The sequence below is a fragment of the Flavitalea flava genome (genome assembly GCF_054461575.1).
This window is the reverse complement of record NZ_JBTLQH010000080.1, coordinates 1-13,253: the sequence shown is the minus strand read 5'-3', so window position 1 is coordinate 13,253 and position 13,253 is coordinate 1. Positions and strand designations below refer to the sequence as shown.

Sequence of the window (13,253 nt, the reverse complement as noted above, 5' to 3'; positions counted from 1 at the left end):
CAAAATTAACCATTGGGCGGTTCTTCGGAGCTGCCCTTTTTATTTTTAAACCCCGACTTTAGTCGGACAATAGTGATAAAAAATATTAAAAATTAAAATGTGGAGTCCGTAAAATTATTCAGTATAAGTACAGGCAATTTTTTTCATAAGCATTCTTTAAACAAAAAAAAGTATGAAGCATTTACTTTATTCATTGATCACAATTTTTATCGTCACCTCCTGTAATAGTCAGAACAGTGCCATATCACAAGCGAAGGAAACTCAGGCCGCAATCACTACAATTAAGCCTGGCACTATGCAGGCTGCAGAAGGCGGCTGGATGATGACTGCCAAACTAAATGGTAAAGACTGGAAAGCCTCTTCTCTTATGCCGCCTAAAGCAGCGTCAAGGATAATTGGATATTACCATGATGAATATATTGGCCTGCCGTACAATAATCAATATTTGGTTGCCGGTAAAAAAATAGCACTTGGTGAAGGGGAAGCAGTAGATATTTCTTTTCCCGGCATCGGCCTTGCCATCACAAAAAAAGGCGAAATGGAAATTACAAAGGTTGCTACTGGTTGGGCAGAAGGTACATTTTATTTTACAGCCACTACATCAGGCACTGCTAAAATGGTGGAGGTAAAAGATGGATTTTTTAGAATAAAAATAAAGTAGAAAAAAATTTCCGTCCTGCTCTTCCCGGCTTGTTGCAAGGCAGGCAACGAACACTTGGCTTGATTAAAAAAATTATGTATGAACCGAAACCAATTTATTACAGCGATCATTGCGGCAATCGCCACACCTTTACATCTATTCCCGAAAAATAAAAATATAGGTATGAGTATGGATAAAGGATTTAAAGTGCCGGCCGGCGAAGGAAGGAAACATGGCCACATAAAATTAAAAGGGGTAAATGCCAATGTGCTGGATTTAAAAATTTCAGGCAGCGATTCAAACGGAGGAATAGCTATCTTTGAGCAAACCTCTCTTTCGCAAGGAAAGGGAACTCCATTACACGTGCATCATTTTCAAAACGAAATATTTTATGTATTAGAGGGTAACTATTTTTTTAAAGTAGGCGATGATGAATTTCATTTATCCGCAGGTGACTCTATTTTTTTACCACAAAAAACTCCACATGCCTGGACGCAGGTTTCTGCACTTGGCAAAATGGAAGTTATATTTCAGCCGGCAGGAAAAATGGAACAATTTTTTGTAACGTTAGCAGCTTTAGATCACGAACCAACCAAACAAGAGATGGCGAAAATTTTCACGGATAATGAAATGGAGATAGTGGGAACGCCCTTAGAAATTATGAAGTAAGTAGTTAGAAGCTAACCCTGGAAGCATTTTCATTATGGGTGCATTCCAAATTCTTTCGTAATATTATAATGTAAATATATGAAGGAGATTCAACTTTATAATCTGAATTAACTTTAAATAATGAGGATTTACTCAAGTGTTACATTATTTATCTTTTTTACATTTTTAGGACAAACTGTAAACGCACAGCAACAGGCTTATTTTAATAACCTTACAGAAAAAGACGGTTTAAGCAACAACACTGTCACCTGTTTTTACAAAGATAAAACCGGTTATATGTGGATTGGCACCGAAAGCGGGCTGAATCTGTATAACGGTAATAGCTGGAAAATTTATAAACCTTCATTGTATAAAAAAAATTATTTATCTAACGGCTTTATTACTGATGTAGAGCAGGATGCAAAGGGCAATATATGGGTATGTACCAGAAAAGGATTAAACCGTATTGATGTAGCTGCAGATACAACGGAAGTTTTTTTGCCGGGAGATTCCATAAACGATAATAGCATTCCCAGCGATTTTATATGGGATGCTTATCCTGACAATGATACCAGTATCTGGATAGCGGCAGATGCAAAAGATTTTTGCCGTTATAATCCGTTAAAAAAAATATTTCATTATTACAATTTCAGAGAGCACCTCGGCAAAAATAATATTGAAATTAATTCGGGGTATCATTCCATTTTTCGTATACTTCCAAAATCGGCCACAGAGCTTTGGTTAGCCACAACGGATGGTATTTTCAGTTTTAATAAACAAACAGGCGCCTTTACATTGCAGGCCGCCATACCATTAAGTTATATTACATTTTTTTATTTTGATGAACAGTTTAATAAACTTTTTTGTGCTGACCAGGAAAGTAAATTATACTGCTTTGACCCTTCAAAAAAAGAAATGACGGCTGTTTCATTACAAAGAAATAAGCACACAGGAAAATTTATTCCACCATATAGCCAGGATGAAAAACTAGTCTTTGTTCCGGCAAAAGAAGGCCTGGCAGCCATTAACGAAAAGAATGAAGTGCTGTATTTTTTAGCTGGAACTGCAGGTAAAGAAAATGATTTATTGCCGGGAAAAGTAAATTGCATTTACAAAGACAGTCAGCATATTACCTGGGTTGGCACCATGAATGGCGTCAGTAAATTCATTCCTGTCTTAAATAATAACCTGCACCTTTCCTTTCCAAACAATCTTTCTGTTCAACCTGACCTTACCCTCAAAAATTTTATGTATCACCAGTCGGTTGATCAATGGCTTATTACCTCGTGGAAGGATAATACAATTTTTGTGGTGGATAATAAAGCAGGAATAATAAGTAATCTGCAAAAGCCGGCTGCTTATAGCCATGATACCTGTTATGCATTTTACTCCCGTAATGCAGATTCCATTTTTATGCTGTCCACCGGTTCATTACTATCATATAATTACAGGTTTAACAAGTGGGATAAGATTATGCTCCCATCGCCTTATAATAAAACGATTGTTACCTCAATGGCTATAGATGCCGCAGGTAATTACTGGATTACTAACATACGCAACGAATTATTTGTCTATACGCCCAAAACCCGAAAAATATGGGTGCCGTTGAAAGATGATATTGGCCTGAATGCGACCCGTTGCCTGGTTTCAGATGTGCAGAATAATTGTATGTGGATCGGCACATCAGGTTATGGATTGATCAGGTATAATTTTTATAATAATAAATTTAAGTTTATCAAAACAAATAATAAAAGTAAAACTGCCCTGCATTCTTACATCATAAATGAAATTGTACCTGATGGTAAAGGAGATATTTGGGTGGCGACATTTGAAGGCGGACTGGCAAAATATCAAACATCCCTTAGACCCGATAAGGGCTTTACCACCTATGATATATTTTCTGGCCTGCCTGATGATAATGTATACAGTGTGGCGGTGGATGAAAAAGGAGGCGCATGGTTTACTACCATTAATGGTATTGGCCATATAAGTGCTGGTGGTACCTGGAAACGACTATATAATCAGCAGACCGGGTTGCCTTATTCAAAATTTCAGCAAAGTATTGTAGTGACGCAAGATGGAAAAATTGCCTCAGTAACCGACAATAATTTTATTTGTTTTAATCCTTCTGTCATCACCGCTTCCTATAATTATCCGGTAATGATTGATGCTATTTTTGTGAATGATACTATTACTGTGGCAAATGATCCGTTAAATAGTCAGCAAAAGTTCAACTACACAAAAAATGCTTTTACATTTAACTTCTCAGTATTGGATTTTATTTCCCCAGGCGCTGTGGAGTATTATTATATGCTGCAAGGTCTGGAAAGGGATTGGGTATTTTTCGGAAAACAACATAGTATCCGTTATTCAAAATTGCCGCCAGGCGAATATACTTTTAAGATAAAAGCTAAAAGAGAGAACGGCGGTTTTTACCCGCAGCAGGCAAATTTTCATTTTTATATTATGCCCCCATTTTGGCAAACATGGTGGTTCATTTCTTTGGTTGCTTTTGGTATCCTGTTACTGTTATACGGATTTATAAAATGGCGCATAAAAAGTATTAAGGCTGTGGCGGCTGAAAAGCTGAAAGTGCAACAAATGAATGCAGAACAATACAAAAATAAATTAGAGCTGGAGCAGATAATTAATTATTTTTCTTCGTCATTAATTGATAAAAGTACCGTGGATGCCGTGTTATGGGATGTGGCGAAAAATTTAATTGGCAGACTGGGTTTTGAGGATTGCATGATCTATTTATGGAACAGCGATAAAACTAAAATGATACAGCGGGCTGGTTATGGCCCCAAAGGTTCTATTGAAGAAATTGAAAAACATTTTTTTGATGCCAGCCCAGGGCAAGGAGTGGTGGGCTATGTAATGCAGGCTAAAGAAACAGTTTTAATACCGGATACTTCCAAAGACCCACGCTACCGGGTAGACAAAATGAAAAGGTGCAGCGAAATAACTGTTCCAATTATTTATAATGATAACCTGGTTGGTGTGATTGACAGTGAGCACGACAAAATAGATTTTTTTACGCAGCAGCACGTACAGGTGTTAAGCACCATTGCCACACTGATGGCCAATAAAATTAACTCGATAGAATCAGAACAATCCATGCTGCAAACAAAAATGGAGATCTTGGGCATCAACGAAAAACTGACAGCCGCAAAATTAGAAGCGCTGCGGAGCCAGATGAATCCTCACTTTATTTTCAACTGCCTCAATTCAATTGACAACCTTATCCAGAATAGTGAGAAAGATAAAGCCACGCTGTATTTATCCAAATTTGCCAAACTGATACGCTCTGTTTTGGAAACATCCAAAACAAATTTGGTGCCCTGCTGGAAGGATATGGAAACCCTTAAACTGTACATAGAACTGGAAGAGTTTCGCTACGACAAAAAATTTAGTTACACAATAAGTATTGATGATGAAATAGTAAACGGCGATTATAAAGTACCCCCATTAGTGATACAGCCCTTTGTTGAAAATGCCATTCACCATGGCCTGCTTAATAAAATTGATGCTGATAAAAAACTGATAATTGATGTATTTGCAGGAGAAAATTGTATTTGTTACCGCATTGAGGATAACGGTGTGGGTAGGGCAAAATCTGCGATTTATAACGAAATCAACAGGGCATCTCATCAATCGATGGGTATGCAAATAACCAATGACCGTATCAATCTTTTTAATCAAAATAAAAACGGCGCAATAAAAATAACTGACCTGCTGGATAGTTATAATACACCTTTGGGTACAAGAGTGGAATTGGAATTGCTGAATCAATCCTGACAAAGCTTAAATGACACTTTAGGTAAACGTGGGTTAGTCAGGCCATTAAAAAAAGGGACATTAAAATATTCAATATGCTGAGAGCAATAATCATAGACGACGAAAAAAGCAGCCGCAATGCATTGCAGCAGAAACTGGTTAATCATTGCCCGGAAGTAACTGTTATTGCGGAATGTGAAAATGGCGAGGAAGGAATTAAAAGCATTGAAGAAAATAAACCGGATGTAATTTTCTTAGATGTAGAGATGCCACGAATGAATGGTTTTACCATGCTGCAGCAACTAAAGCAACATAATTTTGAAATAATATTTATAACCGCTTATGATCACTACGCCATCAAAGCCATTAAATACAGCGCATTGGACTATTTGGTAAAACCAGTAGAAATAGCCGACTTACAATCAGCGGTGGAAAGAGCATCGGAAAAAAGGAAAAAAAACACCGGCAATATGGCCCTGGAAACATTGCTGCATAATTTAATCAATAAAGAAAAAGAACATCAGCGCATTGCAATACCGAGTATGGAGGGTTTACAGTTTGTAGAAACCCAGGATATCATTTACTTAGAGGCTGCCAGCAATTACACCAATTTTTATTTGAAAAATAATAAAAAAATAATCGTTGCAAAAACGTTGAAGGATTATGAAGAACTGTTGCCCTCCTCAATTTTTATCCGCATACACCACTCTCATATTATTAATACCAATTGCATAGAAAAATACCTAAAGGGCGATGGTGGCCAGGTACTGATGAAAAATGGCGCCACCCTTGATGTATCAAGGAGAAAGAAAGATGAATTTTTGAAAATAATTGGTTATGGTTTTTAAGGTAATTTTAGCAGACCCCATTAAGATTTCGCCGAATGCTGCTTAAACCCAATGCTCTCCCTGTCCTTCCCCGGTGCCTGAAAATGAATTTTGGTTTGGGTCTCATCCAGGGCGATAAGATCATCGGTATCTCCCAAAATCTCGTCGATAAAGCCGTACTGCCGGGCCTCCACGGAATTCATAAACCGGTCGCGGCGGAAAAGCTCTTCTATTTCCTCGCGGCTGTGGCCGGAAAACTTTCCCATCAGGTAGAAGATCTGGTTCTGCAACCTCTCCTGTTCCTTATACGCGATTCGTACGTCTTCGGTGTATCCTCTTGTTCCACCGCCGGTTGGATGCATGTGGATGGTTGCATGAGGTAGTGCATAGCGCTGTCCCTTCTGTCCCGCCGTCAGCAGGAATGTACTCATGCTGCCGCAAAAGCCCATCGCCACAGTGGAAACCGGGGACTTCAGCTTCCGCATGGTATCGTAGATGGCAAAGCCGCCATAAACGATACCGCCCGGGCTATTCAGATAAAGCATGATGGAATTGTTATTCTCGCTGTCCAGGTATAGCAGCTGTGCTACGATGAGGTTGGTCACGTTTTCGTCAATCGCAGTTCCCAGGTAAACAATCCGCTCTTTCAGCAGCAGGCTATAAATATCGTAGGCTCCCCGGGTCGCGCTATCGATGACGGTTGGGATGATCATATCAGGTGAATATTGTTTTTAATTGGTGGGCAAAATCCGTTTCCGTGAGCAGGCGCCGATAGATGCGCTCGAGTCTGTTACATGCTTCCCTCCGGGCATACCGACGGACCATTCGGTGAGCCGTGCGCTGTGCCTCCACCTTTTCGGCGAGCGCTTCATCCAGCAGGAGCCTGGCTTCAAATGCCCCCGCTTCTTCTTCACAGAGATGCCCGAACAGCCATTGGTCGATCAGGGATACCTCGTTGAGCTCACTACGCATAAGCCTGAGTTGATTTTATTTCCTCCCGCACCTTTTCCAGGCACTTGTATTTCTGGACGGTGGCCGATCTCCTTCCGTTAAAGCCAAATCGCGCTGCGATGTCCTGCATAGAGCAATTATCATAATAAAATGCCTTTAAAAGTTCCATGCATTTTTTCCCGCTCCTCACAAGGGACTCCATCAAGCTTTTCTCCCTTCCTTCTGTGTCTGTATCCTCCGGCTCCGCCGCTTCAAACCCTTCGGGCAGCGCCAGCATCGCCCCCATGCCTCGTGCATGCAGCCAGCAGATTTTTGCCGTGCCCAGCAGGTAAGCCTTTGGCGTGGAATGAAGACGTAGCTTTCCCACTCTTTCCTTTTCCATATAGATCAGCAAAGCATCATGAAAGGCGTCTTTCGCCTCTTCGAGGTTTCCACCCATACGCCGGATCATTCGTGCGAAGTCGGGGAAACCATTCCTATACAGACTGATGATAGGGTCCTCTAATTGTTTGGCCATTGCAAGTATCTTTTTAATAAGTGTCTAAAAAGGTAAGAAGATCACCCGGAAAAGAAAAAAATTTGGGCGCAACATGCCTTTTTACCACTTTTTTTTAGAAAGCTTAGATCCTAATCCAACTTCAAAGTCTCCTGATATAACCTTCTATATCCCGCCAAAACCCATGCAAAAAGACCAGTTTTGGCGGGATATAACTTATTATAAGTGGCCAAAACCGTATTTTAAAAACCAACTTCTGGCCGGATATAGTTTATTATAAGTGGCCAAAATCTTATCTTTACGCCTATGAATATTGTTATAGGCAGAGATAAAGAAAAAGAAACCCTTGATGAACTGCTCAAATCAAAAAGAGCAGATTTACTGGCCATCTATGGCCGCCGGCGTGTAGGCAAAACGTATCTTATCCAGACATATTTAAAAAACAATATCGTCTTTGGCCTAACCGGAATGCACCAGGCAACACTAAAAGAACAACTACAACAGTTTAGCCTAGCCCTGCAAAAAGCGAATGGATCTACACTGGCATTAAAGCCACCTGATAACTGGATCGAGGCTTTCGATGCACTCAGGATATATCTGGCAGGTAATCATGAAAAGAAAAAATCAGTAGTTTTTTTTGATGAGTTCCCATGGCTGGATGGGCGCAAATCAGGCTTCCTTTCTGCGTTTGAGCATTTTTGGAATTCCTGGGCTGTACAGCAACCTGATTTAATGGTAGTGATTTGCGGTTCAGCGGCATCATGGATATCTCGCAAAATTCTAAACAATAGAGGAGGACTGCATAACCGAATTACTGAAAAAATGCCATTGGATCCTTTTACACTGGCTGAAACAGAAGCCTATCTAAGAAGTATGGGCAGTAAACTGGATCGTTACCAGGTACTACAGATTTATATGGCCTTTGGTGGTATACCCCATTACTTGAATACAGTAGGAAAGGATAAAAGTGTGGTGCAGGTAATTGAAAGAACCTGCTTTGCCAAACAGGGTTTGCTTACCAGTGAATTTGAAAATCTTTACAGTTCGCTTTTTGAAATGGCAGATAATCATATAAAGGTGGTGAGAGCACTTGCAGCAAATGGGAAAGGATTGACAAGACAACAAATCATAGAGGAATGCAGCCTTAGCTCAGGCGGAAGAACAACTATTATGCTGGATGAATTGGAGAAATCCGGCTTCATCCAGCAAACCATTCCCTATGATAAGATATCGAATGATGCAATATACAGGCTGATTGATGAATTTTCTATCTTCTACCTGAAGTTCATGGATAAGCAAAAGCCGGGTGGAAAAGATGAATGGGCACTGATAAGCCAGGAGCCAACCTACGCTATCTGGTGCGGTATCGCCTTTGAAGCAGTTTGCCTGAAACATGTTGACCAGATTAAAGAAGGATTAAAAATAAAAGTAAGAGCTGAACAATCCGCCTGGCGCTTTATTCCGGCAAAAGGAAGCAAGGAGAAAGGCGCGCAAATTGATTTAATCATTGACCGGAAAGACAGAATCATTAATTTATGTGAAATGAAATTCTATAACAAAAAATTCACCATTGATAAATCATACGCAACGACGTTGCAACAAAAGCTCGATGTATTTACCCAAAAAGTAAAGCCGGATAAAACGCTTTTCATAACTATGATAACAACATATGGTATCAATGAAAATCAATATGCTGAAGACCTTGTTCAAAACAGCCTGACGATGGATGTTTTATTCAGACAATAATTGTAGCGCCACCCAATCATTTACGGTGTGCTGCCTTCAACAATTTATTCTTTCCGGCATCGATGGTACGGTTCAGATCATAACTCAGGGTCAGCCGGAAATTCCGGGTCCGGGTTGAGCTGTAACTTTCCAGGTTAAACTGTGTTCCCTGTGTACGGCTGGTATTGTTCTGCTGGATAAAAGGATCTGTTATTGCCAGGTTCACGATAAATTTCTTATCAAAGAATTTCCGCTGGATACTCATGTTCATATTGACGGAGCTGGATACCGTCCCTTGCGGATTGGCATAGCGGTTATATACCATACCACCGTTCAGGTTCCAGAGCCTTCCCGGAGAATAATTGAGATTAAAATTGGAATACAGCGAGCCGCCGTCATGATAATTATTGGTGACCCTGTCGAACAGGCTGTATTGATTATAGCTATAGCTGGCGCCCATGTTGATCCGGAAAGCCCGGGAGAAAGTATAACCCGACCAGGTGCTGGTCGAATATTCCGAACGGTTGCTGATATTTTCAAACGTGGTTTGAGTAGTTCCGTTGGGTAACAGGGTCTGGATCTGGCTGAAGATATCCTGCACCTTGTTGAAACCAAGACTGTAGTTCAGGTAATATTTATTATTCGATTTGCCGATGTTCATTTCAAAGTTATGGGACAGGGAAGCCTGGAGATCGGGGTTGCCAAAACGGATATTATACGGATCGGAATAATCGATGCTGGGGTTGAGTTCATCGATGCCCGGCCGGCGAACGGTGCGCCGGTAGATCAGGGTAGCGCTCCACTGATTCTGCCAGGTCTTGCTCAGGTTGGCAAAGGGCAGCCAGTTCCAGTACGTATTGGAAGTATTTTTATTGGCCGCATACAGATTAAACTTCACGGAGGTCTGCGCCAGCGAGGTTCCAACCAGCAGATTAAGTCCTTCAGCCAGGGTCTGACGGACAGAACCGCGGAAATTGGTGATCGTTTGCACGAAACGAAGGTCATTGCTCAGCCGGGGGTCGATCACAAAAATGCTGTCCGGCTTTTGCAGAAAACGGGTGGTCAGATCCACGGGGTTGTTGCTGTAATTATAAAAAGCCCCTACGGAGAGAAATGTTTTACCACCAAAAACAGGCCGGTCATAATTTACCCGCATATTAAACCCGGTATTGCGGCTGTTATTCTCCTGGATCTGGGTTGAATCCAATCCGTTCGGTGTATGATCGGGATTCAGGAACTGCTGGTAAAAATTGCGTTCGTTCCGGTTGCGTGAATAGTTATAGGACCCGATCACCTGTAACTGTTCTCCCGGAAGACTACCCCTGTGTTTAAAGGTGAAGCTGACATTGGGGTTCAGATTTTGCCCCGTGCTTAACAGGCTTCTGGTGCTGAGCTGACCGATCACCTGGTGCCGATCGAGCTGCGTATAATCGTTTACGGAACGGTTACGGAAATCATTTTGATTATACTGCAGCACTGCATTCAGCGAGTTATTCTTATCCAGGTCGTAATCGACGCTCAGACGGCCATTAGGGCGGGTATTCCGGTTCTTATAGGAATAAGCGGAATTAAAATAATTCGTGGAGTCCGGGTAGATATTCTGCCTGTTGGAATAACCATCTCCTTTATAAAGATTATATCCTTCTCCTGCACTGAAATTAATGGCCAGCCGTTTATCCCGGTAATTGAGATTCGTATTCACGCCGGCTTCTCCCCGGGTACCACCGTAAATGCTGAGACGGCCGCCGATTCCGATCTTTCCTTTACGGGTGATGATATTGATAACACCGCCTTCTTCATTGGCATATTGAGGCGGAGGATTGGTCATTACTTCGATTTTTTCCACCAGGTTGCCCGGCAATCCATCCAGGAAATCCTGCAATTGCTGTGCGTTCAGATCGACGGGTTTATCATCGATCAATACTTTCGGCTGTTTGCCGCGCACCAGCAGATTCCCGTTGGGATCTTTGGTCACCAGCGGTACATTCCTCAATAATTCATTGGCGTTGGAGGAGGCACTCAGGGCCGATTCCGCCACATTAAACGTTATATTTCCCCCCTTGCTCTGTACCAACGGTTTTTCCGCATATACTACAACCTGTTCCAGTTCGGCATTTTTGGGGGACAGTTTAAGATCATTCAGGTTAAAATCCGAACGTTCTACCCGTAGACGAATGCTATCGATGGCAAGAGGCGAAAATCCAACTGCGGATATTTTTAACTGATAGATGCCATAATCCAGGTTATTAAAGGTAAAGTCTCCGTTGGCCTTGGTCATAGTAAATTGTCCTTTGGCAGGATCGGTCAGGCAAATCAGGGCAACGGTCGCGTCGGGTACCGGTTTGCCGGTATTGTCTTCCAGGACATTGCCCGTAATGATACCATTATTGCTTAGGCCAGGCTTATTGTTTTCTGCCGGATTATTCTTTGCCGGATTGTTCTCTGCCCGACTTGCCGGACTATTTCCGGCAAATACTCTCCCGGAGTTCAGGAGCCCGTTCAGGGTCATGATCGATACCAGAAAAACAAACCGCTTACAAAAGTTAAGCGAATTATAGCGGTTGGGAAGCTTATATGCACAGGTCTTTTTAAACGGTTGCGCCGCTGGTCTGGCAGGGGTAAATCGAGCCTTCATTGGACAAAAATACTTCCGGAAGATTAGAATATAGACAAAACGGCCTTAGCTAAACTGCTAAAAAACAGCTATTTCGGCAGTTTTTGCATTTGCTTAACGAAGATTTGCTCTTCTTATCTATTTACTATACTTTTTTACCATGGCCAAACCTGCAATCGGATGCATTTTCTACCCGGTCTTTTTCCTTTCTTCTCCAAAAAAGTCAAATCCCCGGTTGCATGCCCTCGAAAAGCTAAAATTATCCTACCTTTGCAGCCCGATTAAAAAAACATCATATTATGGCAACAGTAACCAGGGAGAATATTGGGCTTTTGACTGACAAGATCACCGTTCAGATAGCGAAGAACGATTATCTGCCGTCTTTTGAAAAAGCATTGAAAAATTATGGTAAACAAGCAAATATTCCCGGTTTCCGTAAAGGAATGGTACCTGCCGGTCTGATCAAAAAAATGTACGGCAACTCCGTATTCACCGATGAGGTGCTTCGGACCGTGGAAAAGGAACTGACCACTTATATGACAGGCGAAAAGTTAGAGATCTTCGCACAGCCTCTCCCCCTGCCGGAGAATGATGCCCGACAGATCGATATCAGCAAACCGGATGATTATTCCTTTGCCTTCGAGATTGGACTGAAGCCCGCCTTTAACCTGGCCGATCTGGCCAGTGCAAAACTGACCCGTTTTAAAGTAGACGTGACAGAAGTCATGATCGATGAGGAACTGGAGCGCCTTCGCGTCCGGAATGGCAAAATGACGGAGCCGGAGAAAGTGGATGGGGATGAAAATGTACTTAACCTGACCTTTACCGAGACGGATGCTGCAGGCATTCCCGTTGAAGGCGGTATTACCAAGGACAATTCACTCCTGGTAAAATATTTTAATGAAGCCAGCCGCCCGAAATGGATCGGCCTGAAAAAGGACGATTCCCTGGTTATCCGTCTTTCAGAAGTTTTTGACGAAAAAGAAAGAGAATATATCCTGGGCGATCTGGGTCTTGACAAACACGATCCAACCGCAGCAGATAAGTATTTCAGGGCGCTGATCACCAAGGTCGGTTTTGTGGAAAAATCAGAACTGAACGAAGAATTTTTCAAGGCAGTCTACCCTAATAAGGAGATCAAAACCATTGAAGAACTCCGTAGTACGATCAAGGAAGAGATCCAGGCCTATTGGGATGGTCAAAGCCGCAACCAGCTGCAGCATACTCTTTACCACGAAATTCTGGAACATACGAATATAGAGTTCCCGGAAGCTTTTCTCAAACGCTGGTTGCAGACCGGTGGAGAAAAACCCAAAACCCAGGCGGAAGTGGAGCAGGAATTCCCTTCTTTTGTCAATCAATTGAAATGGACCCTGATCATCGATAAGATCACCTCCGAAAATGGTATCGAAGCCACCCCTGATGATATCCGTGCATTTGCCAAACAGCAGTTGCTGGGTTATATGGGCGGCCAGATCTCCGGCAGCGAGGATCAACCCTGGATTGCAGATTACGTACAGCGTATGATGCAGGACCGTAAATTCGTGGAAGATACGTCTCACCGGATCCAGA

General features: G+C 42.0%; 10 protein-coding genes and 1 pseudogene. 7 read left to right on the top strand and 4 right to left on the bottom strand.

Going from position 1 to position 13,253, the window contains the following annotated elements:
• Positions 1-172: 172 nt before the first annotated feature.
• The 5 genes and pseudogenes from ACX0G9_RS30790 to ACX0G9_RS30770 all read left to right on the top strand — a co-directional run bounded on the left by ACX0G9_RS30790 (position 173) and on the right by ACX0G9_RS30770 (position 5,916).
• On the top strand, positions 173-661 hold the full coding sequence (locus ACX0G9_RS30790) for a hypothetical protein (RefSeq protein WP_459068834.1): 489 nt from the start codon (positions 173-175) through the stop codon (positions 659-661).
• A 78-nt stretch (positions 662-739) separates the two neighbouring features.
• A complete protein-coding gene (locus ACX0G9_RS30785) occupies positions 740-1,309 on the top strand; it encodes a cupin domain-containing protein (RefSeq protein ID WP_459068833.1) in 570 nt (189 codons plus the stop codon).
• A 120-nt stretch (positions 1,310-1,429) separates the two neighbouring features.
• Positions 1,430-1,732, top strand: a pseudogene (locus ACX0G9_RS30780) (two-component regulator propeller domain-containing protein); the annotation flags it as partial.
• A gap of 351 nt (positions 1,733-2,083) precedes the next feature.
• Positions 2,084-5,089 carry a sensor histidine kinase gene (locus ACX0G9_RS30775; RefSeq protein WP_459068835.1) on the top strand — a complete coding sequence of 1,002 codons (3,006 nt, stop codon included), beginning with the start codon at positions 2,084-2,086 and terminating at the stop codon, positions 5,087-5,089.
• A 74-nt stretch (positions 5,090-5,163) separates the two neighbouring features.
• Entirely contained in the window at positions 5,164-5,916 is a 753-nt protein-coding gene (locus ACX0G9_RS30770; RefSeq protein WP_459068832.1) for a LytR/AlgR family response regulator transcription factor, read from the top strand.
• Positions 5,917-5,936: 20 nt separating this feature from the next.
• Here the strand turns inward: ACX0G9_RS30770 and ACX0G9_RS30765 are convergent, their stop codons facing one another.
• From ACX0G9_RS30765 to ACX0G9_RS30755, 3 genes are read right to left on the bottom strand one after another with little or no spacing between them, the layout of a single operon-like run.
• A complete protein-coding gene (locus tag ACX0G9_RS30765) occupies positions 5,937-6,608 on the bottom strand; it encodes a ClpP family protease (protein WP_459068831.1) in 672 nt (223 codons plus the stop codon).
• A gap of 1 nt (position 6,609) precedes the next feature.
• The gene (locus ACX0G9_RS30760) at positions 6,610-6,867 is read right to left on the bottom strand and encodes a hypothetical protein (protein ID WP_459068830.1); all 258 of its coding nucleotides are present in this window, start codon (positions 6,865-6,867) and stop codon (positions 6,610-6,612) included.
• The gene (locus ACX0G9_RS30755; RefSeq protein ID WP_459068829.1) at positions 6,860-7,363 is read right to left on the bottom strand and encodes an RNA polymerase sigma factor; all 504 of its coding nucleotides are present in this window, start codon (positions 7,361-7,363) and stop codon (positions 6,860-6,862) included. Before ACX0G9_RS30755 ends, ACX0G9_RS30760 begins: the two co-directional genes overlap by 8 nt.
• 285 nt (positions 7,364-7,648) lie before the next feature.
• Here ACX0G9_RS30755 and ACX0G9_RS30750 point away from each other — a divergent pair, with 285 nt between their 5' ends.
• Positions 7,649-9,088 (top strand): AAA family ATPase, encoded by a 1,440-nt coding sequence (locus ACX0G9_RS30750; protein ID WP_459068828.1) that lies wholly within the window; start codon positions 7,649-7,651, stop codon positions 9,086-9,088.
• 16 nt (positions 9,089-9,104) lie between these two features.
• Here the strand turns inward: ACX0G9_RS30750 and ACX0G9_RS30745 are convergent, their stop codons facing one another.
• Positions 9,105-11,702 (bottom strand): TonB-dependent receptor, encoded by a 2,598-nt coding sequence (locus ACX0G9_RS30745; protein WP_459068827.1) that lies wholly within the window; start codon positions 11,700-11,702, stop codon positions 9,105-9,107.
• 278 nt (positions 11,703-11,980) lie between these two features.
• Between ACX0G9_RS30745 and tig the strand changes: the two genes are divergently transcribed.
• On the top strand, positions 11,981-13,253 hold a 1,273-nt coding region (gene tig, locus ACX0G9_RS30740), incomplete at its 3' end, for a trigger factor (RefSeq protein ID WP_459068826.1).

Bases quoted from the DNA above. Each gene is read 5' to 3' on its own strand.
- ACX0G9_RS30790 (WP_459068834.1), top strand. From the start codon at position 173: ATGAAGCATTTACTTTATTCATTGATCACAATTTTTATCGTCACCTCC.
- ACX0G9_RS30785 (WP_459068833.1), top strand. From the start codon at position 740: ATGAACCGAAACCAATTTATTACAGCGATCATTGCGGCAATCGCCACA.
- ACX0G9_RS30770 (WP_459068832.1), top strand. From the start codon at position 5,164: ATGCTGAGAGCAATAATCATAGACGACGAAAAAAGCAGCCGCAATGCA.
- ACX0G9_RS30765 (WP_459068831.1), bottom strand. From the start codon at position 6,608: ATGATCATCCCAACCGTCATCGATAGCGCGACCCGGGGAGCCTACGAT.
- ACX0G9_RS30760 (WP_459068830.1), bottom strand. From the start codon at position 6,867: ATGCGTAGTGAGCTCAACGAGGTATCCCTGATCGACCAATGGCTGTTC.
- ACX0G9_RS30755 (WP_459068829.1), bottom strand. From the start codon at position 7,363: ATGGCCAAACAATTAGAGGACCCTATCATCAGTCTGTATAGGAATGGT.
- ACX0G9_RS30750 (WP_459068828.1), top strand. From the start codon at position 7,649: ATGAATATTGTTATAGGCAGAGATAAAGAAAAAGAAACCCTTGATGAA.
- ACX0G9_RS30745 (WP_459068827.1), bottom strand. From the start codon at position 11,702: ATGAAGGCTCGATTTACCCCTGCCAGACCAGCGGCGCAACCGTTTAAA.